This is a genomic window from Blautia sp. AF32-4BH (assembly GCF_003460565.1).
Lineage (GTDB): Bacteria > Bacillota > Clostridia > Lachnospirales > Lachnospiraceae > Fusicatenibacter > Fusicatenibacter saccharivorans.
This window is the reverse complement of the sequence record NZ_QTVL01000003.1, coordinates 26,239-48,202: the sequence shown is the minus strand read 5'-3', so window position 1 is coordinate 48,202 and position 21,964 is coordinate 26,239. Positions and strand designations below refer to the sequence as shown.

The following is a 21,964-nucleotide window of genomic DNA, read 5'->3' as shown; positions in this document are numbered from 1 at the left end:
GATTTTGCGAGATGCTTTTTTGTCAGTTGTGTTCAAAGAGTACATTCTTCTGTCAGCAGTTTTTTTGCCCATTTTGGGACAAGATTCATTTTTTCGGTCTGTCTGACAAAGACAAATGCCGTCTCGTAATCTGGCTTTTGTTCGGGATAAATTCCGTCTCCGTCGGTAAAATAGATCAACGCTTTTAAGTTTCGGAATACATGCTGTTTCCGCAACTCTTCCACTTTCTGAAAGACAGGACGGAAATCGGTTCCGCCTCGGCCCTTGATGGTAATTGTTTCACGGTAAGCTTCCCATTCTTTCGGTGAATGGATCATCGTGACATCCTGCACGAAGCTGTCGCACTGGATCAGGCAGACGTTCCATCGGGAAAAGAAGTTTTCTTTTTCTTCAAGAATGCTGCGCGTCTCACCGAGAAATTTTGCTACGATTTCTTTTTTGCACGAACCGGATGTGTCGATCGCGATAACCAGCTCTTCGAGACGGTTTCCTTCCCGCGTCTCTGGCGGCTCGATGAAAGGGAGACTGCCGTAGTGTTCCAGGCCGTAATGGTAGGCGACTGGGTCAAAACTGTCGAGATCCAGTTCCATCTCCTCACGGGTGACGGTGAATTGTTTTAAAAAGCTGCGGTAATTGTACGCTCTTTTTTCGATCTCGGACAGAGTTTCTTTTTTTCCACCGCAGTTCTGGCCTCGCCGCAGGCCGCCGGTGCCGTAGTTTTCCGCCAACTTGCGGGCAGCACGTTTCCAGACTGGTTGAAAAGACTCGATAAGTTCCGGCTCTTTTCCCGGCACCAGCCATGAAACCGGAAACTGTTTTTCTTTTTCCAGCATCAGCCATGGAACCGGGGACTGTTCTTCTTTTTTCGGCTCCAGTGTTTCTTTCCCAAACCGGCGGATGCATTCCAGCAGCAGGTGCTGATAGCCTTCCTTGAGGAACGATGAATTTTCGGTACACATGCGGAGTACAAAATCGGAGTTAAAATATATCGTATGACCGTCGGATGTGATGGTTTTTGTCCTGCCGGACGGCTGATGACGAAAGAAAAGAATCGCTTCACCAAGTTCCGGATACAGCCAGCAGAGGTTTTTGCGGGCTTCTTCGAAAAGCCGGAGCGCCAGTGCTTCTTTTTCTTTTGTGGGCTTTTCTTTTTGAACCACAGCTTCTGTTTTTCTGCTTTCCGTATTCTCCTGCATCGGATCCTGTGAGCTCCGGTTCAGGAGAATGCGGAAGGCCTGCCATTTCTGCTGGTCGGCGGCAAGGTTGAGAAAACGTTTTCGGTCTGCATCGGACAGCCATCCGGTCTGCAGAATACGTTCCAGCTTTGAAAAATCATCCTCACGAATCAGCATTTCGACAGCGGGACGAATGCGTTTCCGCAGGTATGCAGTATATGCGGCTCGCTGTTCTTCCGGAAGATCCTGCGATTCACAAAAGCCGGAAAGTGCAGCCCGGAGGCGCTGCTGTTCGGATGTCGTCGTTCTGAAACTACTCCAGTCATCCATTTTATTCACTCCCTTACTCGCCGCGTTTTCTCACTTGTACTCAATCTTACGCTGCCGCGTAAGCGACATTCGTCGTTCGTCAAATGAAAATAAATTTTCATTTGACTCACTTGCACTCAATCTTACGCTGCCGCGTAAGCGACATTCGTCGTTCGTCAAATGAAAATAAATTTTCATTTGACTCACTTGCACTCATTATATCGTCATTTTTGAGCATTGACAATGTTGGATCGTGTTATTTTTTTCACACTTTTACCATATTTTTATGATATACTTGATATTATAAAATACGATTGCAGTCGTAAAAGCGCAAAGGAGATCCTTTTTATGAACAAAGAAAACAGAAAAGCTGCCAGGGAACGGCGTGCCAAAGAGCGGGAGCACGAAGCGAACGTAGCGCATTACAAAAAGATCTGGAGCTGGGCCGGACCAGCTCTGATTGTCGTTGTGATCGTCGGCCTTATTATTGCCAGCGTACTCGATTCCAAACGACTCTCTGTCAAAAGTGCCTCGGAGGATACCTCCACAGCCTCATCGGCCGCATCCGCCTCATCAGCCTCCACTTCGGCTTCTGCCTCTTTGCAGACCGACACTTCCCTCACCATTGAGGACGGTGATACCGTCAATATCGACTATGTCGGCTCCATTGACGGCGTGGAATTTGAAGGTGGAAACACAAAAGGAAACGGCGCTGATCTTGTGATCGGCTCCCACACTTACATCGATGACTTTGAAGAACAGCTCATCGGCCATCACCCGGGCGACAGCGTAGATGTAACCGTCACTTTCCCGGAAGACTATGGAAAAGACGAACTCAATGGAAAGGAAGCTCTTTTCAAAGTTACTATCAACGGCATTTATAAATAGAACAACCAAAAAGACATCCCCCGCAGATTTTCCGTCTGCGCCGGATGTCTTTTTCTTATTATTTTTTTGTTAAGTTTTTTTCAAAGGCGCTTCGATGTATTAAAAAAAGTACATCTTCTTATTCCACAATTTTGTAATACGCCCGCGCCGTCAGCACATAGACGATCAGGTAAACCACGGCAAACGCCGCAATCGTAATCGCTGTTGCAGCCAGGAACAGATTGCTGTCCGGGAAATTCAGCATTGCCATGATACGCCTGGTCAATGGAAACGCTACCATTGTATGCACCACGGCCACCGCGAGCGGCATGAAAAAGACCGTTACCACCTGTGACTGAATCGTCTGACGGATTTCTTTGCGGCTCATGCCGACCTTCTGCATAATCTGGAACCGTTTTCGGTCATCGAAGCCTTCTGAAACCTGCTTGTAATAGATAATCATAACGGCACCCATCAAAAACAGCGCACCGACGAAAACACCTAAAAACAGAAGTGAACCATACAGACTGTAAACCGTATTGCGCTCTTTTTCGCGCACTTCCACCCATCCGTTAAAAGATGACTCCGTCAGTATCGTCTCAACCTCATCTCCAACTGTGATCTGTTCGCCGGCATCCCCGATAAGATCCAGAGCATATTCCCAACTGTATCCTTCTGGCTCCTTTCCCTGCACAGCCGCATACGCTTCCTTTGCTTCATGGTTCCGCGTCACCACCGTCATTGTCTCATACACCTGCGTCTTCTCATCCAGAATGTACGATTTCTTATCGGTATTCCATTTTTTTACTTCATACGTCTGATTTCCCAGTTCAATCGTGTCATATCCATAATTTTTCTGTTTTGCCTGAAAAACCAGAGCCTGCCCTGGTTCCAGCTCTACCTGTTCGCCGGTTACCTGTTCGTACTCCGACTCTTCCATAATCTTTATCAGTGTACTCGCCGCAGCATCATCTGACTGTGTTTTTTCTACTTTGTTTCTATCTACATCAGCAAGCATAACATAGTATCTCTGATCACTTTCATACTTTTTTCTGAGCTGCTTTTCTTCCAGATGCTGATCAATCCCAGTTTTCACTTCCTCTATCATCTTCTGACTGACCGGTTCCACCGTCTTCATAATGCCGCTCACGCCAGTATTTGCTTCGATCGAAATCTGATGTGGAAACCGCGTATAGGTAACCTCCTCAATTCCCGTCCACAGACATGTGCTGATGGAGATAACCAGAAGCACACCCGTTGACAGAATACAGATATTCGCAAGACCGACCGCATTTTGCTTCATGCGGTACAGCATGCCCGAAATGCTTGTAAAATGGCGTGTCTGGTAATAGTAATTCTTGTTTTTCTTCAGAATTTTCAAAAATGCAATACTTCCAGCAGAAAATAGGCAGTACGTTCCCACCATAACCAAGGCGATTGCATTAAAAAACTTATCAAGTGCGTCCATCGAGGATTGGCTGGTCAGAGCCAGATAATAGCCAACACCAAGAAGCATGAATCCAAGAACCGCCGTCAAAAGCTTCGTTTTCGGTTCCCGCTCACCCTGCGCGCCGCCGTGCAGCAGTTCGACCGGCTGTGAGACGTGGATCTGGCGAAGGCTTAAGAGAAAATTGATCACAAAAGTCAGGCCGAACAGCAGCATCGTACTTCCCACGGCTTTTGCACTGAACGCAAAACCAATTGTTCCGTTCAGTCCGGTCAGCTTCATCAGCACCAGAAACAGCAGGCGGTACAGCAACACACCGAGCAGAATACCGATTCCAAGCGATGCCGCCCACAGATACAGACTCTCAAAAAAGAGGATCTTCGCCAGATGCTTTTTCTCCATGCCGAGAATCTGGAACAGACCGAACTCTTTTTTTCTTCTTTTTGCCAGAAAACTGTTGCTGTAGATCAGAAAAATCACCGCGAACAGGCCAATGATATAGGTTCCCATCCCCATCACTGTCAGGATCGTATCTTTTCCGATCATGGGATCAAAGCCACTTCCCTGCGCCAGTGTATCCATGATAAAAAACATCACCACCGTGCCGATGCATGACAGCAGATACGGAAGAATATTCTGACGGTTTTTGCTCAAATTTGTTTTTGCCAGTCTGGCATACAGCAGATTATTCATCCCGTTCACCACCCGTCGCAAGAATTGTCAGCGTATCGGAGATCTTCTGATACATCTCATCGCGCCCTAAAGAACCGCGATACAGCTGGTGGAAGACCTCGCCATCCTTGATGAACAGCACACGTTTCGCCGAGCAGGCCGCCTTCACACTGTGCGTTACCATAACAATCGTCTGGCCCTCCTCGTTGATCTCCCCGAACAGTTGCATGAGGCCATCCGCTGCATGGGAATCGAGCGCGCCGGAAAGCTCATCCGCAAGAACCAGTTCCGGATTGGTAATCAGCGCACGCGCAACGGCTGCACGCTGCTTCTGTCCGCCGGATACCTCATATGGGTATTTATTGAGGATCTGGGTGATGCCGAGTTTTTTCGCAATCGGCTCTGCCCGAAGACTCATCTCCTCGTATTTTTTTCCTTCCAGCACGAGCGGCAGATAAATGTTGTCACGCAGGGAAAAGGTATCGAGCAGGTTGAAGTCCTGGAACACGAAGCCTAAGTTTTCGCGGCGGAATCCGGCAATCTCCTTCTCTTTTAATTCGCCGAGATTCTTTCCATTTAACCGCACCTGTCCGCCAGTTGGCTTGTCTAGTGCCGCGAGCAGGTTCAGAAGCGTCGTTTTTCCGCTTCCCGATTCGCCCATGATTGCAACAAATTCGCCCCGTTCCACTGTAAAATTAACGTCTTTCAACGCTTCCACCCGGTTGCTGCCAAGGCGCGTGGTATATGTTTTTTTCAGATGTTCTACTTCCAGAATTGCCATGTCACATTTTCCTTTCTGTCTGAACTGTTTTCTTAATTGACAAGGCTTATTATACCCGTCCGCGCCCTCTTCTGCCTTAGGATCATCTTACAAAAAGACCGGCAACCTTACATTTCTGTAAGATTCCCGGCGAAGCTCTCTATGTACTACAGGGATACGGTATCCAGCCCAAGATACACCTTCGTTCCCACTCCCATCTCCGACTCGATGCGGATGGTATGCGAAAGTTTCTCCATGATCTGGCGGCACAGATACAGTCCGATGCCCGTTGACCGCTTGTCTGCGCGGCCGTTGCAGCCCGTGTAGCCTTTTTCGAAAATCCGCGGCAGATCCTCCGGCGCAATGCCGATGCCGGTGTCCTCAATCACCAGCGTTTTTGGTGCATCCGGTGACAGATAGATGTGAATGCTTCCACTTTTCGTGTATTTCAGCGCATTTGACAGAATCTGCTCCAGCACAAAGACGAGCCATTTTTCATCTGTCAGCACCTCGCAGTGCACCGGCTCGTAGGAAAGGATAATCTTCCGGCGGATAAAAAGCGGAGCATATTTCCGCACAGCCTGGCGGATCAGCGCATCCAAATCGTACCTTGCAAAGACAAGATCCGATGTCATTTTTTCCATGCGCAGGTACTGCAGCGCCATCTGCACATACTGCTCCGTCTGGAAAAGTTCGCTCTGCATTTCACGCGAAAACGGCGTATCCTCCTCCTGCAGAAGCAGCCGCATCGCCGCAATCGGCGTTTTGATCTGATGGGTCCACATCGTGTAATACTCCATCATATCGCGGTATTTCTGCTCCATCTTAATCTGTTCTTCCTGAAACTGCCGCTCGTAGGATGCGATGATCTGCTGGTAATCCCGCGCCAGAAGCCCGTCCGCCTCCGGAAGCGCTTCTGTTTTGCCCTGCGGTTCGGCGGCAAGGAGTGCTAAGACCAGATGATGTTTCCGGTACTTCCCATAATGAAAGCAAAAACCTGCGGCTCCGGCAGCAGCCATCAGCACGATCATATAAACGGTGACATCCTGCGGCACATTGCGCAGAAAACAGAGGAGTGAAAATACTCCTATAAAAGCGGCAATCCGCACGGCCGATGCAAGATGCTCTTTCAAATACCAGTTAAGAAGCATAAACTCCTGCCGGATTCCCTCTTTCTGTTGTTCCATCCTTTTTCTCCTGTTCTGCTTCCGTCATGCGATCAGGTAGCCAACACCCTTTTTCGTCTGGATAAAGTCTGTAAGTCCTGCCTCCTCCAGTTTTTTCCGCAGGCGCGTGACGTTGACGGTCAGCGTGTTGTCATCTATAAAGCTGTCCGACTCCCACAGATGCATCATCAGCATATCGCGGCTGACGGCTTTTCCTTTATTTTCGAGAAGGGACTGCAGAATGCGCCACTCATTTTTTGTCAGCTCAATCCGCTTTCCCCGGTAATTCAGCACACCACTTCCCGTATCGAGCATGGCACCGCGGTGCTCGAGGAAATTCGTTTCTCCGGCAAATTCGTAGGTGCGGCGGAGCATCGCCTGGACTTTGGCGGTCAGGACACTTAAATCAAACGGCTTCGCGATAAAGTCATCGCCGCCCATATTAACGGCCATAATGATGTTCATGTTGTCCGATGCAGAAGAAAGAAAAATTACCGGCACTTTAGAGACCTTTCGAATCTCCTGGCACCAGTGAAATCCGTTAAAAAAGGGAAGATGAATGTCCATCAGCACTAATTGCGGATTTTTCACGGCAAATTCGGCGAGAACGCCGGAAAAATCCTGTACGCAGAACGCATCCATGCCCCAGGAAACCAGGCTCTGCTGCACGGCGCGGGCGATGACTTCATCATCTTCTACAATCATAATTCGATACATGGCTGTTCCTCTGTTGTCTCTAGCAAAGCGGATATTCGCAATCCGCTTCGCTACTTGCTTGATTCGGTTAAAAATATGGACTCCGGGCGGGTGTTTTCAACGCACAGCCGCTCCCGGAGCCGTTTTCGCAGATGATTATACTCTTACAATATAATCTGATTTTCTTTCTTTTGCCTCCGGGTACTCACAGTCGCGATAGCCGAGGATGCAGTGGCCGATTCCAACATAATTTTCGGAAAGTCCCCACTCTTTTAAGAGGGCTTTTCCCTCCGGGCTCGCGAACTCTTCTTTTGCACGATGGATCCAGCAGGAATCCACACCAACGGCATGTGCTGCCAGCATCAGATTTCCCATGACAAGAGAGCCGTCCTCCACATAAGTTCCGCGCTCCGGGTCAGCAAGCACGATCAGAACGGTCGGTGCGCCGTAGAACGGATCGGATGTTGTACCCATAACAGCCGCATTCATTCTCGAAAGCTTTGCAATCAGCTCCGGTTTCTGTACCACAACAATCACCGGCGACTGTTTTCCCATGCCGGTTGCCGCATACGTTCCGGCCTCCAGAATCGCATCGAGCTGCTCATCGGTAATCTGCTCCGCTTTGTATTTGCGGATGCTTCTTCTTGTTTTGATTGCATTTAATACTTCGTTGTTCATGGTAAAAATCCTCCTGTTCTTTTTTTGTTTTTATCGCAAACGCCGCAGCTTTGTATACCGGACGCATTGCCTGCCTACATCTGTTTCCGCACAATCCGATACTCGTCGCCGAGCTGGTAGTACGGACAGTTGTAAAATTTATCCTGCAGAAAACGTGCCATCTCATCCTCATCGAGATCCACCTCGCAGGTGTAGCACTCATAATCCTCATCATACACAAAATTACCGCACGACTCACAGCTTGTGGCCATCTGGCGGGAGTGCTTTTTCTTTTGTGCATGGGGTGTTGGTTCTATCATATGGCAATTCCTCCCATTTCTTACACTTTGCTTTTCCGTTTCGGCGCTTCCGGCAGAGGAAGAATTTCTATTTTTCATCCACAACCTGGAAGATATAAAACTTCAGGTAATAGGACTCATCCGCCGCCCACAGAATTGGGTGATCCGGGGCCTGAGTGCGGTATTCTACCTGACGAAGGCGTTTGTGGACGTTGTGAGCCGCCTGGTTGATGGTTTTCGTGAAGAGTTCGTAGTCCATAAAGTGGGAACACGAACAGGTGCACAGATAGCCGCCGTCTTTGACCAGTTTCATGCCGCGCAGATTGATTTCACGATATCCCTTGATTGCGTTTTTGATAGAGTTTCTTGATTTTGTGAAGGCCGGCGGGTCAAGGATAACGACGTCGAATTTTTCTCCCTCTTTTTCAAGACGCGGCAACAGTTCAAAGACATCCTCGCACACGAAAGATGCTACGTTTTCCAGACCATTTAAGGCTGCGTTTTTCCGTGCCTGCTCTACACCGAGCTCTGATGCATCAACGCCGATAACTTCCTTTGCTCCTGCATATGCCGCATTCAGTGCAAACGACCCGGTATGGGTAAAGCAGTCGAGCACTCTCGCGTCCTTGCAGAGCTTCTGCACAGCCAGACGGTTGTATTTCTGATCCAGGAAGAAACCAGTTTTCTGGCCGTCCTTGACATCGACGAGATAGTGGACACCATTCTCGACGATTTCCACGCTGGTGTCAAACGGCTCGGAGAGAAATCCTTTCACACGCTCCATGCCTTCCTGCTCACGCACTTTTGCATCGCTTCGCTCAAACACACCGCGGATCTTAACACCGTCTTCTGCCAGAACCTCCTCCAACAGGCGGATGATCGTCATTTTCATTTTGTCGATGCCGAGTGCCAGCGACTGGACAACCAGCACATCAGAGAATTTATCCACTACGAGTCCCGGCAGAAAGTCTGCTTCACCGAAAATCAAACGACAGCTCGATGTGTCCGTCACTTTTTTGCGGTATTCCCAGGCATCCTGCACTCTTTTTCTCAAAAATGCTTCATCGATTTCCTGGTCGATATTTCTTGTCATCATACGGATGCGGATTTTGGAATGCTCATTGATGAAACCTCGTCCCATCGGGTATCCGTCGAAGTCGCGCACCAGCACGATATCTCCGTTTTCATATGCTCCTAAAATCGAAGCGATCTCATTATCAAAAATCCAGGCTCCGCCCTGCTTTAAGGCGCGGCCCTCTCCTTTTTTCAATGTTACAACTGCGTTGCTCAAAAGTTTTTCCTCCTTAAAACAATATAGTTAGCCATATCTAATCATAGACAACTGTGTTTTGCTTGCATTCTCAAAACCGCGCTTCCAGCGCTTTTTGCTGCTGCGCAGCTCCTTTTTGCACGAGTGAACTATAACGTCAGATTCCTCTTCCGTCAAACTCCGGAATGAAGCTCTCCTCGGCCACCGGGCCTTCCTGTAAAAAGGCGTTGGTGACGCCGAGGGAAAACGTATAGTCCAGCAGACGCTCATACTCCCGCTTTGTCGTTTTCCGGTTCAGCGGACTTATGTTTTCCACCTGCGGAAGCGGCGTGTACTGGCTCATGAGGCTCAGCCAGACGGTATCGCCGTACGTCTCATAGACGTATTTTACCACAGCTTTTGCATTTTTTACAGCACCGGGCAGCAATAAATGGCGCACAATCACACCTTTTTTCATCAGACCATTCTCATCGAATACAGCCTCTCCTGTCTGACGCACCATTTCCGCCAGCGCCCGTTTTGCTGTTTCCGGGTAATCTTCTGCCCGCGAGTACACTTTTGCAAGGGAGGAGTCCATATACTTAAAATCTGTCAGATAAATATCGATCAGCCCATCCAGGGCCTGCAGGGCTTCCACGCTCTCATACCCGCCGCAGTTATACACAACCGGCACGGTAAGTCCCTTTTTCTTTGCCTGAAAAAGTGCCTCCCGGATCTGCAGCACGTAGTGGCTTGGTGTCACAAGATTGATATTGTTTGCATTCTGTGCCTGCAGCTCCAGAAAAATGTCCGAAAGCCGCCCGATCGAAATCACTTTTCCGCTCTCCATCTCCGCAATATGATGGTTCTGACAGTAAACACACCGCAGATTACATCCGGAAAAGAAAACCGTCCCCGACCCCGTCGTCCCGGAAATACACGGCTCCTCCCAGAAATGCAGTGCAGCCCGCGCCGCCGCAACCCCGGAGGGCGCCTTACAATATCCCGTCTTTCCATGCTCCCGGTCCGCTCCGCACTTCCGCGGACAAACCCGGCACCGGCTCATCTCCTGTTCCAAATCCAGCATCGTGTTTCTCCCTTTTCTCTTTAGAAAAAGCTGTGTCTCCGGAAAATAGTTCTTCCACAGACACAGCTTTCGTATTTCTATGCGTCAATTAATATGCCAGAATTTCATATCCATCTTCTGTTACCGCAACCGTAACCTCCCACTGGGCTGACGGTGCGCCGTCCTCAGTGTAGACAGTCCAGTCGTTGTCGGAGTCGATGAAGATCTCATCCGTTCCGAGATTGATCATCGGCTCAATGGTGAATACCATACCCGGTACGAGCAGCATTCCGGTATCTCGTCTTGTGACATAGCTGACGAACGGATCCTCATGGAACTCCAGACCGACGCCATGGCCACCGATGTCACGGACAACTTTATAGCCCTGGCTCTGGGCAAATTCATTGATTACCGCGCCGACATTGCCAAGCCGGTTAAACGGACGTACTTCGGAGAGTCCAAGCTGTACGGCTTTTAACGTATCTTCCACCAGCTTCTTTGAAACATCGTCTACCTCACCGATGCAAAACATACGGGAAGAATCGGAAAAATATCCTTTATAAATGGTAGAAACATCAACATTGATGATATCTCCGTCCTGCAGAATTTCCTCTTCGTTCGGAATTCCATGGCATACTGCATCGTTGATGGAGGTACACACGCTCTTCGGAAATCCTTCATAATTCAGCGGTGCTGCAATTCCGCCGAGTTCTTTTGTCTTTTCTGCGACCAGACGGTCGATATCTTCCGTACTCATGCCTGCATGAATGTTTTCGGCCACATAATCCAGAACTGCAATATTGACAAGACCGCTTTCACGAATCCCATCGATCTGATCCGGTCTTTTGATAATTTTCTTCGGCGGAATTTTCCATCCCTTTAATTTATAAGAATTGATTTTCTCATCCAGCGCCAGATGGCAGTCTTTGTACTTCTTCCCGCTGCCGCACCAGCAGGGATCATTTCTTCCAATTTTTTTCAGCATAATGTTCTATCCTCTTTCTGAACGCGGAACGACAGATCCGATTTTCTGTCTCCCGCTGAAATTCATATAACTCCTCTACTACTTTACCACACTCCGGCAAAACTGCAAGCAAAAGTTACCAAATGAATAACTCTCTCAAAAGAGACCATCTGCCCAGATGACAGATCCCGTTCCTCCCAGAATCCCAATCGCCGTCTCCGGCCCGTAATGCACCATATCTTTTGTGTTTAGCAGATGCCAGCCGTCTTTCCTGTCGCTGCCGAAATATGGATTTCAGGTAAAATTACAATTAAAATCAGGTATATTTGCCCCGATTTCCGGCAATACTTTTTCATGAAACCACCAAAGAAAGTAAGAAAGGAAGATGCACGATGAGTGGAGATGCAGAGCTTTTAAACTTTATTTACCAGAACTCCCAGATGGGTGTCGACACGATCCGGCAGCTCATTGGAGTCGTTGAGGACAAAGACTTAAAAGAACATCTGAAAACCCAGTTTCAGGGCTATGAGGAATTTCATCAGGCAGCAAAGGAGCTGCTGAATGAACACGGCTACGATGAAAAAGGCCTTGGCATAATGGAAAAAGCACGCACGTATTTTATGATAAACCTGCAGACTATGACGGATCCGTCCGTCTCACACATTGCCAGCATGCTGATTACCGGAAGCAGCATGGGCATCGTCGAGGCAATCCAGAAGTACCGCCAGTATGAGGACGCGGATCCCAAAATCCGGGATCTGATGGATAAGCTGCGAAAATTTGAAGAATACAACATGGAAAAGTTAAAAGATTTCTTATGAAAATCATATTCAGCCAAACTACCCGCATCTGCAGATCCTGCGAGTGGCAGCTTCTTTCGGATGCAAAGGAATCGAGAAACGATCCGGTACCGGCACAAAACAGTGCCGCACCGGATTTTGAGTTGTTTTGACCGTTTTACAAACTTTACATACATTTAACACAAAACTGTTTTTAGATGTGTTATCTTCTAAATGTAGGTTTTTTCTCGAGTAAGACCTGCAAAACGTGTATCTATTGTTAAAACCACGAAAAGAAAAAGAAAATTACGTAAAGGGAGAAATTATGGACATTTTTGGAGTGTTATCCTTTGTCGGTGGTCTTGCCATGTTCTTATACGGCATGAGCGCCATGGGCGATGGCCTGACCAAACTTTCCGGCGGTAAACTGGAATACCTGCTGGAAAAGCTGACCTCAAAGCGGATTATGGCGGTTCTTTTAGGTGCCGGTGTTACCGCAGTTATCCAGTCCTCTTCTGCAACTACTGTTATGGTTGTCGGATTCGTAAACTCCGGCATCATGAAGCTGAACCAGGCAGTCGGTATTATCATGGGCGCCAACATCGGTACCACCATCACTTCCTGGATCTTAAGTCTTACCGGCATTCAGGGCGACAATGTGTTCATTAAAATGCTGAACCCGTCGTCCTTTTCCCCCATTCTTGCAATCATCGGCGTTTTTATGCTGATGCTGGCAAAGAGCGATAAAAAGAAAAATGTCGGTACCCTGTTAACCGGTTTTTCCATTCTGATGTTTGGTATGCACACCATGAGCAGCGCTGTATCACCGCTTGCAGATGTACCGGAATTCACGGGACTTCTCGTAAAATTCTCCATGCCGGTTCTAGGTGTTCTCGCCGGAACCATTCTGACCGCCGTGATCCAGAGTTCCTCTGCTTCTGTCGGTATTCTTCAGGCACTCTGCGCAACTGGTTCCGTCAGCTACGCCGTGGCCATTCCGATCATTATGGGACAGAATATCGGTACGTGTATCACCGCATTGCTCTCCTCCATCGGTACAAGCCGCAATGCACGCCGTACCGCAATGGTTCACCTTTATTTTAACATCATCGGTACTGTTATTTTCCTGGTTCTCTTCTATGGAATCAATGCCTTTGTACATTTTCCATTTTTGGAAACCTCCGCAAATGCAGCCGGCATCGCAATCGTTCACTCCGGCTTCAATATTTTTGCAACACTGATCCTGTTTCCGTTTGCAGACGGACTGGTCAAACTTGCGAAACTGACCATTCCGGACGGACCGGAAGAAAAAGCAGACGAAGCGGTTCAGATGCTCGATACCCGTTTCCTCGACAGCCCGGCTTTTGCTCTGCAGCAGTGTAAAGTTGCAGCCGCAAAAATGGCAGAACTGACCGAAACCGGTCTTGTTACTTCTGTTGACCTGATGGCCTCCTACAACGAGGCGGATGCGGAAAATGTAGATATTCTTGAGAAAAAGGTGGATCATTTTGAAGATGCCCTCGGCACATATCTGGTGAAGCTTTCCAGTGAAAAGCTTTCCCCGAAGGACAGCCAGACACTTTCCATGATTCTGCACTGCATCGGCGATTTCGAACGAATTTCCGATCACACCGTCAACATCATGAAAGCAGCAAGAGAAATGCATGACAAGAACCTGCAGTTCTCCGCTGACGGAGCCGCAGAGCTTGCTGTTTATGGCAAGGCAGTCAAAGATATCGTCAGCCTGACCTTCTCCGTTTTCAATAATGAAGATGTGAAAAAAGCAAATGAAGTAGAACCGCTCGAGCAGGTGATTGACAGCCTGAATTCCAGCCTGAAGAACCACCACATCGAACGGCTCCAGAGTGGAAAATGCACGATCGAGCTTGGCTTCATCTTATCCGACGTCATGACCGATTTCGAGCGAATCTCCGACCACTGCTCCAACATCGCCGTCTGCGTCAGCCAGATCCACAGCGGATCGTTCGATACACATGAATATCTGCATGCATTGAAGAAAGAAGAAGAATTTGAGGCAGAATATAAAGAGCTGAAAAAACAGTATCAGCTGCCGGATGTAAAAGCCTGAAAACAGACTGTACTGTAACCATAAGCTGTACAACCGGGAATTTTTATGGTAAGAATCTTCCCTTCCTTAGGCTGTCACTGTTTTGTTTTATTACAATATCACAGATGCATTACTCAATCTACTATTTTTCTCTGAATTTTTCCAAAAAATACCGACTGCCCATCAATATTGATATATTCTACATTGGCAGTCGGTATTTCTATTTCATTCTATTCTTTTCTTTATACCACCTGATCCTTCGCAATAAATACCGGGAAGGAATCGGTTCCTTTGAGCTGTTTTCCTTCGGATACCGTAACGTATTTATCAGAAACAACGTACTCAATCTCAGCGCCTGCTTCAATCACAGTATCCTGCATCAGAATGCAGTTCTTTACTTTTGCTCCCTTGGCTACCTTGACACCACGGAACAAAATGCTGTTTTCGATTTCGCCTTCGATCACACAGCCGTCTGCTACCATCACGTTTTTCGCTTTTGATCCGTTGATATAACGGGTCGGATTGTCGTCGCGGACTTTGGTATAGATCGGGTTGCCGGAGAAGAGACTATCGAGATTCTCATCTTTTAAGAGCTTCATGTTCTCATCGAAATAGCTCTTCATATCATCAATTCTTGCCTGATAACCGGTAAACTCATATCCCTGAATGTTCAGTTTCTCCGTTTGCGGTGCCAGGACATCACGCTCAAAGAATTTATTTCCAAGGACAAAGCCTTTTTTGATTTCGTCGATCAGAAGCTGACGCTCCATCACGTAGATATTCATCGATACATTCTGTACTCCGTTTTCCTCCGAGTTTACAAAGATCTTGCTGATCTTCTGTCCTGCCATGGAGAAGGTGTAGTGCAGATAATTGGTTTTCTCGTAAGAGCTTCTGACGCCTTCCGGAATCGGCTGCTTGGTATAAGCTGCAGTAACATCTGCGCCGCTTTCGATATGCTGATTCAGCATCTCTTTGAAATCAAAATTGCAGGCAATGTTGGTGTCCGCCATAACAACATATTTTTCTTTCTGCCATTTCAGAAAATCGAGAACATTTGCCAGTGCTTCCACTCTTCCGGAATACACCTGAATTTTCTTCTCGGAATAAGGCGGAACAATGTTTAAGCCGCCTTTTTTTCTGGCGAGATCCCACTCACGTCCGGAGCCGAGATGATCCATCAGCGAATGGTAATTTTTGCGGACGATAATGGATACATTTCCGATTCCGCAGTTTACCATGCTGGATAAAATAAAGTCCACCATGCGGTAACGGCTGGCAAAAGGAATGGAGGCCATCAGACGCTCGTTTACCAGATCCGGTACCTGCTCATCATAACTGTTTGGGAAAATGATGCCCAGTGCATCTGCATTTGCGTTTACCATTCTTCTTCACCATCCTTTACATTTGCATTTACCATTGCATTTGGTCCTACTTTGGCACGCTCACCGATATGGATTCCGGATCCGATGGTGGCAACACCTTTTTCACCGTCATGCGGCATTTCTCCTACCACGGCATTCTGGCCAATCACAACGTTTTCCGCAACGATACAGTGTTTCACGACTGCTCCGGATTCGATCACGGTTCCTCCCATGATAACGGCATCTTCTACTTCTGCGCCCTCTGCAACCTTTACACCGGAGAACAGAATCGAATGTTTGACATGACCTGCAATACGGCAGCCATCGGTGATCATACAGTTTTCCACAACAGCGGTTTCGGTGATCTTATGGCCTGTTTTTCCGCTGTTTCGGCTGTAAATCTTCCAGTTATTGTCAAACAGGTTGATTCCGCTGTGTTCCGGATCGAGGATTTCCATATTTGCCTCCCACAAAGAGGAGATGGTTCCTACATCTTTCCAGTATCCGCTGAAATGATAAGCGTACATATTGCGTCCGTCTTTTAAAAGATTCGGGATGATGTTGTTTCCGAAATCGTTCGAAGAATTCGGGTCTGCCTCGTCCTCAATCAGATATTTTTTCAGGATATCCCAGTTGAAAATGTAGATACCCATGGATGCCAGATTGGATTTCGGCTGTTTTGGTTTTTCCTGGAACTCGGTGATTTTGTCATTTTCATCTGCTACCATAAGTCCGAAACGGGATGCCTCCTCCCACGGCACTTCCATAACCGCAACGCTGAATTCTGCGCCCTTTTCCTTATGGAAGCGGAGGAAATCGCTGTAGTCCTGTTTGCAGATCTGGTCTCCGGAAAGGATGATGACGTACTCCGGATCGTAGCTCTCGATGAATGGAATGTTCTGGTAGATGGCATTTGCAGTTCCTTTATACCAGTCAGAACCTGAGGCTTTCTGATAAGGAGGCAGCACGTGAACACCTCCATGGAGGCGGTCCAGATCCCACGGCTGGCCGTTTCCTATGTACTCATTTAACACCATTGGCTGATACTGTGTCAGAATACCTACGGTATCAATTCCGGAATTTACGCAGTTAGAAAGTGGGAAATCGATGATTCTATATTTTCCGCCAAATGGAACTGCCGGTTTTGCAAGCTTCTCGGTCAGCGCATAAAGGCGAGATCCCTGACCTCCGGCAAGAAGCATTGCTATCATTTCTTTTGCCATAATCTATCCCCCTGTTTTAATAGATGCATTCATTATAACACACTATTTGCTCTATGGACAATCTTTTTGTGCATTTTTCACTATTTTTTATTTTTTTACCGATTTTATTCTGTATTTTTCTCCAGTTTTACAGTTCTTTCGTGAGCTTTTTACATTTTATGCCACCAAGCTGGGCTTGCAGATTGCGGAAATCGCTTATCTCTTGCAGTCACAGCCTTGCTCCTTTGACCGTACAAAAAGCAGCCCCGCAAAGCCTTATGGTAAAGGTCTGCGGGGCTGCTTCTATGTTTTTTTGATTTTTTATGCTTTTGTAACGGTAACTGCCTCTTCGAGATCGAACTGATCACCGTATGGTTTGCAATCATCATAGGCGAGGGACTGCAGAACAACATTCAGAATGCGGTATGCACAGGTCTGAAGCTGTCCAAGCGGCAGAGTTCCGTCTGCAACAGATGCTACAATTTCCTGACGGTTTCCTTGCTGGCCAGGCATCTGCAGATCGTTTCCTGCAAGAACACACTCTCTTGAAGTGGAATGTCCATATTTCAGGTTATATTTGTAAGCGAACAATCCGCTCATGTCCTCTGAGGTTCCCCAGTCGGTCATGACATAGCCTGCGAAGCCCCACTCATCTCTTGCTGCTGCGGTCAGAAGGTCGTGGCTGTTGGCAGTATGCACACCGTTTACCAGGTTGTAGGAAGACATAATCGTCATCGGCTGTGCTGTCTTGACTGCGATTTCAAAGCCCTTCAGATAGATTTCACGCATTGCGCGCTCGCTGATGTGCTCATTGACGTACATACGGTTGTCTTCCTGGTTGTTGGCTGCAAAGTGCTTAATGCTGGTTCCGATTCCGGCATGGGACTGGATTCCTCTGGTATCGGCTGCGGCGCACATACCTGCCACCAGCGGATCTTCCGAGTAGTACTCGAAGTTTCTTCCGCAAAGCGGATTTCTGTGAATATTCATGCCAGGCGCCAGCCATACGGAAATGTGGAATTCTTCCATCTCTTTTCCGACGATATCACCGCATTTCCGGATCAGATCCATGTTCCACGATTGCGCAAGAAGCGCTGCTACCGGGATTGCGGTGCAGTACTGGAAATACTCCGTGCCGCCTTCCGGAACTTCGATTTCATTTTTGTTAAACGCATCTTCCAGAGGATTTCCGGAGGATACCATCTTTCCGTCTGCATCAACGACAAAGTGCGGAATCAGACGAAGACCGGCCGGACCGTCTGCAAGAATCGTATTGTAAATACCTCTGTCCTCAAGAAGAATGGAAGTCGTATCTCCCGCTGCTCCAGGCGCCATATCGGAAGAAGATCCGATAAATCCTTCCTGGCCAAGTCCGTCTGCAGTACCATTGCAAACGGCAGCCATCTCTTCTACGGTCAGCTGCGATACGAGATCTTTTAACGTCGCTTTTCCGCTCTTTACATCTGCCGCGGTCAGCTTCTCTCCCTCATAAGCCGGGAATGCTTCCGGTGTCTCACTGTAGACAACAGTCTCCGTCTTGATGCATTTGCTGCAGATATCGATCTGTTTTGCAGCTGCTTTTTCTTCTGCCTCACCTTCATAGCTGTACGGTGTTACGCCTGCTTTGGAGAGTTCCTGTGGAGCATCATCTGCCGGGAAAAGATTCTTTCCCTGAACCGTAACAACGGTCTCTTTGAGCTTCAGGGCTGCTGCTACTTTCGTTGTTCTGGAGCTGTTGCCGACACGGATGTAATACGTTCCTGCCTCGAGTACCCATGCTGCTTTTTTCTCATCGTAGGAAGCCATAGATTTTGTCGGGAAGGAAATGGTAATCGTCTGGGACTCACCCGGCGAGAGCAGATCGGATTTTCCGAAGCCGCCAAGCTCCTGATACGGTTTCTCAATCGTGCCATCCGGTGCGGAATAGTAAACCTGTACGACTTCTTTTCCGGCGAATGTATCACCAATATTCTTTACGGATGCGGTAACGGTAACGTTCTTGGCATCTGCCTCCACGTCCCTTACTTCCGTCTCAAAATCAGTATAACCTTTGCCATAGCCGAAGCAGTAGTTCGGGGTTACGTTGAAGGTGTCAAAATAACGGTAGCCGACATAAATGCCGTCGCTGTAATACTCATCGTTGGTGTCACCGTTGTTGTGGCTGAAATTTTTTGAGGACGGATAGTCTTCATAGGAAGCAGCCCATGTATCAGTCAGCTTTCCGGATGGGATGCTCTTTCCGAGAACAACGTCTGCAACGATGTTTCCGGTTGCATTTCCGGCCTGTCCTGCAAGAAGAATTGCATTCAGTCCTTTGATTTTCTTTAACTCTGTGGTGTCTACAAGGTTCGCAATATTCAAAATTAAAACTGTTTTCTCATAATGCTCTGCCAGATAGGCAATGTCAGCGAGCTCGTTTTCGCCGAGCAGATAATCGCATGCTCTGTTATAGCGGTCTGCACCTTCACCGGAGTTTCTTGACAGAACATAGATAGCGGTATCGGTGTCCTCTTTTTCGGTAATTACCGGCACATCAGGCTGTGCAAATACTTCCGAGAACATAACAGCAAAAATCGGAACGTGAAGCTCCTCTGCTTTTTTTGCCAGCTCTGCCTGATATGCAGCCTGCGCATCTGCAAGCACTTTGTCATATTCATCGAGCCATTTACCAGTCAGAATTTCAAAGCCGGCCTCTTTTAAGCCCTGTTCGATCGTAACAACCGTTCTTGTGTTAACGTCTCCGGAACCGGTACCCCCTTTTACCGTGTGGCGGACGCCGTTACCATAAACTGCGACTTTTCCTGCACCGGCAAGCGGCAGGGTTCCGTCGTTTTCAAGAAGTGTCATGCACTCACCGGCCAGTTCACGTACCAGCGCGGAATGTTCTTTTTCTCTAGCAGATACTTCTCCTGTTTTTGATGCATAAAATGTTGCCATAATTCTAATACCTCCCAATAATAAATTCACATATAGCGCTTATATTGTAGCGCATTTTTCGTCATTATGCAAAAGTTTTTTCACCTGTTTTCTCATATTTTATTTGTATTTTGTGCATTTTCTCTTATTATCCGACTTTTCTGTCTTTTTTTCGCTCATTGATTTCTTTTTTTATTTTTTTATATTGATGCTTTTATTCTATTAATTTTCTGTAAACGATACGCTTTTTTACCTTTTTTTTCGTCTTCTTTTACAAAATTCGTTGACGCGTTTGATTTTGGCAGTATAATGGAATCAGAGATCAATTTTAGGAGGCCCCCATTATGTTAAAACAACTTTCTATTTTCGCAGAAAATAAAAAAGGCACGATGCAGCAGATCACACAGATTCTGTTTGAAAACGACGTCAATATTTTAGGTTCTGTCAACAACGACAGCGCAGAGTACGGCATTGTCCGCATGGTCGTTTCCGATCCGGATAAAGCAGAGCAGGCGCTTCAGGCTGCCGGTTACATGACACGCCAGACGGATGTACTCGGTGTTGAAGTCGTCGATCAGCCGGGCAACTTAAATTCCCTTCTGAAAACACTGCTTGAGACAAATATCAGCATCGACTATATCTATCTCTCCTTCAACCGCGAGTCCGGCTGCCCGATCATGGTGTTCCATGTACCGGATGTGTACGAGACAGAAGCAAGCTTAAAGAGCAAAGGATATACCGTTCTTTAAAACTTTTGCACTATCCTTTTACGGTCTGATCATACCAGTTTCCGATCCGTTATGCTATAACCATTCTGACTTTCCGCTGTTGTTTCTTTGACTCTTGCAGCACAGTTAGAGCGTGTTTGAAAAAGACATCTGGCGAAGTGATTTTTCACCCCTGCAGATGTCTTTTTTCTATATCATCTATTCTTTTTCTTCATCCTCAAACAGGTGATCCCGCGTAATGTTTTTTGCCCACAGTCCGCTCTTATACCGTTTCAGAACCCACGGCCATTTTACAAACTCGTCTGTACACAGCAGGAAATAAACCACAAGGACAGGAAGCTTGAAGACAAACGCTGCAATAAATCCAAGCGGCACCGCGTAGCACCACATATCAATCGTATCACAGACCAGTCCGAACTTTGTGTCACCTCCGGCACGGAATACTCCGGCAATCAGCGTCGTATTGACGGCCGCCCCCATAATATAATAGGTATTGATCAGCAGCATATATTTCAGATAATGCATCGCGGTCTCATTTAAAGAAGCAAATTTCAATACAAACGGCGTGATACCCAGCACAACCAGTCCGCCCACAGCTCCGGCAACAACCGTCAGCTTCAGCAGTTTCGATGCATATTCCTTCGCCTTTTCCAGATTTCCTTCTCCCATAACATTTCCAAGCAGAATACCGCCTGCACTTGCCACACCAAAGCACAGCACGGTTCCGATATTTCTTACAACGACAACGAGCGAGTTTGCCGCTACCGCATCGCTTCCCAGATGGCCCAGGATCACAGAATACATCGAAAATGCAACGCCCCAGGAAAGATCATTTCCAAGCGCCGGAAGTGACAGCTTCACAAAATCGGAAAACAGCAGCTTGTTGCGGATGAACATGTACCGCAGATCAAGCTTGATATCCTTACTCATAATCGACACAATCACGCAGCCGATCAGTTCAATGACACGCGACATCGCCGTTGCGATTGCAACACCGGTTGCTCCAAGCTTCGGAAATCCGAAGAGGCCAAAAATGAAGCATGCGTTGAAAAATACGTTCAGTGCGAATGCCATCATATTCATCGCCATGCTGATCGTCACACGGCCGAGGCTTCGAAGTACCGCAAGATAGATCTCCGTGATGCCCCAACACAGGTAGGTCACACCCATGACGCGCAGATACGAAGCACCGATCCGGATCAGTTCCGCATTATCTGTAAACAGACGCATCATCATCTGCGGCATGGTAAAAGCAATTCCTGCCACAATAACGGAGATGATGACGGAGAATCGAAGTGCGATTCCCTCGACAGTCTGAATTGCGCGCATATTGCCCTTTCCAAAGTACTGGGCACACAGAAGTGTTGCTCCTGTTCCCAGTCCGTAATAAACCATAAATAATACATTTGCATAGTTGGATGCCAGGGATACCGCGGAAATAGCGGACTGTCCCACGTAGTTCAGCATCACGACATCGGCAGAGTTGACTGCCGCGCTTAAAAGATTCTGAATCACAATCGGCAGAACCAGCTTAAAAATCTGGCTGTAAAAACCCTGCTCTTTTGTTGTTGCCCTCATGT

The 21,964-nt window shown here is 47.5% G+C and carries 18 protein-coding genes; 4 read left to right on the top strand and 14 right to left on the bottom strand.

Annotation, left to right across the window (positions count from 1 at the left end):
• Positions 1 to 32: 32 nt before the first annotated feature.
• On the bottom strand, positions 33 to 1,505 hold the full coding sequence (locus DWZ44_RS04965) for a vWA domain-containing protein (protein ID WP_243002032.1): 1,473 nt from the start codon (positions 1,503 to 1,505) through the stop codon (positions 33 to 35).
• 327 nt (positions 1,506 to 1,832) lie between these two features.
• Here DWZ44_RS04965 and DWZ44_RS04960 point away from each other — a divergent pair, with 327 nt between their 5' ends.
• A complete protein-coding gene (locus tag DWZ44_RS04960; RefSeq protein WP_199608661.1) occupies positions 1,833 to 2,372 on the top strand; it encodes an FKBP-type peptidyl-prolyl cis-trans isomerase in 540 nt (179 codons plus the stop codon).
• A gap of 118 nt (positions 2,373 to 2,490) precedes the next feature.
• On the opposite strand, the gene DWZ44_RS04955 is transcribed toward DWZ44_RS04960, so the two are convergent.
• The 9 genes from DWZ44_RS04955 to DWZ44_RS04915 all read right to left on the bottom strand — a co-directional run bounded on the left by DWZ44_RS04955 (position 2,491) and on the right by DWZ44_RS04915 (position 11,348).
• Positions 2,491 to 4,491 (bottom strand): ABC transporter permease, encoded by a 2,001-nt coding sequence (locus DWZ44_RS04955; RefSeq protein ID WP_117804358.1) that lies wholly within the window; start codon positions 4,489 to 4,491, stop codon positions 2,491 to 2,493.
• Positions 4,484 to 5,251 carry an ABC transporter ATP-binding protein gene (locus tag DWZ44_RS04950; protein ID WP_117804357.1) on the bottom strand — a complete coding sequence of 256 codons (768 nt, stop codon included), beginning with the start codon at positions 5,249 to 5,251 and terminating at the stop codon, positions 4,484 to 4,486. The genes DWZ44_RS04955 and DWZ44_RS04950 overlap by 8 nt, the downstream gene beginning before the upstream one ends.
• Before the next feature lie 146 nt (positions 5,252 to 5,397).
• On the bottom strand, positions 5,398 to 6,417 hold the full coding sequence (locus DWZ44_RS04945) for a sensor histidine kinase (protein ID WP_243002031.1): 1,020 nt from the start codon (positions 6,415 to 6,417) through the stop codon (positions 5,398 to 5,400).
• Positions 6,418 to 6,441: 24 nt separating this feature from the next.
• A complete protein-coding gene (locus DWZ44_RS04940; RefSeq protein ID WP_022461380.1) occupies positions 6,442 to 7,113 on the bottom strand; it encodes a response regulator transcription factor in 672 nt (223 codons plus the stop codon).
• A gap of 135 nt (positions 7,114 to 7,248) precedes the next feature.
• On the bottom strand, positions 7,249 to 7,770 hold the full coding sequence (locus tag DWZ44_RS04935; protein ID WP_117804356.1) for a nitroreductase family protein: 522 nt from the start codon (positions 7,768 to 7,770) through the stop codon (positions 7,249 to 7,251).
• 74 nt (positions 7,771 to 7,844) lie between these two features.
• A complete protein-coding gene (locus DWZ44_RS04930; RefSeq protein WP_226906373.1) occupies positions 7,845 to 8,021 on the bottom strand; it encodes a DUF6472 family protein in 177 nt (58 codons plus the stop codon).
• 115 nt (positions 8,022 to 8,136) lie between these two features.
• Positions 8,137 to 9,339 (bottom strand): class I SAM-dependent rRNA methyltransferase, encoded by a 1,203-nt coding sequence (locus DWZ44_RS04925; protein ID WP_117804354.1) that lies wholly within the window; start codon positions 9,337 to 9,339, stop codon positions 8,137 to 8,139.
• A gap of 136 nt (positions 9,340 to 9,475) precedes the next feature.
• Positions 9,476 to 10,384: a radical SAM protein gene (locus tag DWZ44_RS04920; protein WP_226906368.1), complete on the bottom strand. Its 909-nt coding sequence runs from the start codon at positions 10,382 to 10,384 to the stop codon at positions 9,476 to 9,478.
• An 88-nt stretch (positions 10,385 to 10,472) separates the two neighbouring features.
• Positions 10,473 to 11,348 carry a methionyl aminopeptidase gene (locus tag DWZ44_RS04915; protein ID WP_022461385.1) on the bottom strand — a complete coding sequence of 292 codons (876 nt, stop codon included), beginning with the start codon at positions 11,346 to 11,348 and terminating at the stop codon, positions 10,473 to 10,475.
• 371 nt (positions 11,349 to 11,719) lie between these two features.
• On the opposite strand from DWZ44_RS04915, the gene DWZ44_RS04910 reads away from it, so the two are divergent.
• The gene (locus DWZ44_RS04910) at positions 11,720 to 12,148 is read left to right on the top strand and encodes a hypothetical protein (RefSeq protein WP_022461386.1); all 429 of its coding nucleotides are present in this window, start codon (positions 11,720 to 11,722) and stop codon (positions 12,146 to 12,148) included.
• Between the two features lie 283 nt (positions 12,149 to 12,431).
• A complete protein-coding gene (locus tag DWZ44_RS04905) occupies positions 12,432 to 14,195 on the top strand; it encodes a Na/Pi cotransporter family protein (protein WP_117804353.1) in 1,764 nt (587 codons plus the stop codon).
• Between the two features lie 221 nt (positions 14,196 to 14,416).
• On the opposite strand, the gene glgD is transcribed toward DWZ44_RS04905, so the two are convergent.
• The 3 genes from glgD to DWZ44_RS04890 form a co-directional block, all read right to left on the bottom strand.
• The gene (glgD, locus tag DWZ44_RS04900; protein WP_117801747.1) at positions 14,417 to 15,559 is read right to left on the bottom strand and encodes a glucose-1-phosphate adenylyltransferase subunit GlgD; all 1,143 of its coding nucleotides are present in this window, start codon (positions 15,557 to 15,559) and stop codon (positions 14,417 to 14,419) included.
• Positions 15,553 to 16,761 (bottom strand): glucose-1-phosphate adenylyltransferase, encoded by a 1,209-nt coding sequence (locus tag DWZ44_RS04895; protein WP_117509275.1) that lies wholly within the window; start codon positions 16,759 to 16,761, stop codon positions 15,553 to 15,555. The genes glgD and DWZ44_RS04895 overlap by 7 nt, the downstream gene beginning before the upstream one ends.
• A 300-nt stretch (positions 16,762 to 17,061) precedes the next feature.
• Positions 17,062 to 19,677: a glycoside hydrolase family 3 protein gene (locus DWZ44_RS04890; protein ID WP_117804352.1), complete on the bottom strand. Its 2,616-nt coding sequence runs from the start codon at positions 19,675 to 19,677 to the stop codon at positions 17,062 to 17,064.
• Between the two features lie 323 nt (positions 19,678 to 20,000).
• On the opposite strand from DWZ44_RS04890, the gene DWZ44_RS04885 reads away from it, so the two are divergent.
• Positions 20,001 to 20,405, top strand: coding sequence for an amino acid-binding protein (locus tag DWZ44_RS04885; RefSeq protein ID WP_117801750.1), 405 nt, complete (start codon positions 20,001 to 20,003; stop codon positions 20,403 to 20,405).
• Between the two features lie 177 nt (positions 20,406 to 20,582).
• Here DWZ44_RS04885 and DWZ44_RS04880 read toward each other — a convergent pair whose 3' ends face one another.
• The gene (locus DWZ44_RS04880) at positions 20,583 to 21,962 is read right to left on the bottom strand and encodes an MATE family efflux transporter (RefSeq protein ID WP_117804351.1); all 1,380 of its coding nucleotides are present in this window, start codon (positions 21,960 to 21,962) and stop codon (positions 20,583 to 20,585) included.
• Positions 21,963 to 21,964 lie beyond the last annotated feature (2 nt).

Excerpts from the sequence above, each read along its gene's own strand:
- DWZ44_RS04905 (WP_117804353.1), top strand. The coding sequence starts at position 12,432 with ATGGACATTTTTGGAGTGTTATCCTTTGTCGGTGGTCTTGCCATGTTC.
- glgD (WP_117801747.1), bottom strand. The coding sequence starts at position 15,559 with ATGGTAAACGCAAATGCAGATGCACTGGGCATCATTTTCCCAAACAGT.
- DWZ44_RS04910 (WP_022461386.1), top strand. The coding sequence starts at position 11,720 with ATGAGTGGAGATGCAGAGCTTTTAAACTTTATTTACCAGAACTCCCAG.
- DWZ44_RS04885 (WP_117801750.1), top strand. The coding sequence starts at position 20,001 with ATGTTAAAACAACTTTCTATTTTCGCAGAAAATAAAAAAGGCACGATG.
- DWZ44_RS04890 (WP_117804352.1), bottom strand. The coding sequence starts at position 19,677 with ATGGCAACATTTTATGCATCAAAAACAGGAGAAGTATCTGCTAGAGAA.
- DWZ44_RS04965 (WP_243002032.1), bottom strand. The coding sequence starts at position 1,505 with ATGGATGACTGGAGTAGTTTCAGAACGACGACATCCGAACAGCAGCGC.
- DWZ44_RS04920 (WP_226906368.1), bottom strand. The coding sequence starts at position 10,384 with ATGCTGGATTTGGAACAGGAGATGAGCCGGTGCCGGGTTTGTCCGCGG.
- DWZ44_RS04930 (WP_226906373.1), bottom strand. The coding sequence starts at position 8,021 with ATGGCCACAAGCTGTGAGTCGTGCGGTAATTTTGTGTATGATGAGGAT.
- DWZ44_RS04945 (WP_243002031.1), bottom strand. The coding sequence starts at position 6,417 with ATGGAACAACAGAAAGAGGGAATCCGGCAGGAGTTTATGCTTCTTAAC.
- DWZ44_RS04915 (WP_022461385.1), bottom strand. The coding sequence starts at position 11,348 with ATGCTGAAAAAAATTGGAAGAAATGATCCCTGCTGGTGCGGCAGCGGG.
- DWZ44_RS04880 (WP_117804351.1), bottom strand. The coding sequence starts at position 21,962 with ATGAGGGCAACAACAAAAGAGCAGGGTTTTTACAGCCAGATTTTTAAG.
- DWZ44_RS04950 (WP_117804357.1), bottom strand. The coding sequence starts at position 5,251 with ATGGCAATTCTGGAAGTAGAACATCTGAAAAAAACATATACCACGCGC.
- DWZ44_RS04955 (WP_117804358.1), bottom strand. The coding sequence starts at position 4,491 with ATGAATAATCTGCTGTATGCCAGACTGGCAAAAACAAATTTGAGCAAA.
- DWZ44_RS04895 (WP_117509275.1), bottom strand. The coding sequence starts at position 16,761 with ATGGCAAAAGAAATGATAGCAATGCTTCTTGCCGGAGGTCAGGGATCT.
- DWZ44_RS04960 (WP_199608661.1), top strand. The coding sequence starts at position 1,833 with ATGAACAAAGAAAACAGAAAAGCTGCCAGGGAACGGCGTGCCAAAGAG.
- DWZ44_RS04940 (WP_022461380.1), bottom strand. The coding sequence starts at position 7,113 with ATGTATCGAATTATGATTGTAGAAGATGATGAAGTCATCGCCCGCGCC.
- DWZ44_RS04935 (WP_117804356.1), bottom strand. The coding sequence starts at position 7,770 with ATGAACAACGAAGTATTAAATGCAATCAAAACAAGAAGAAGCATCCGC.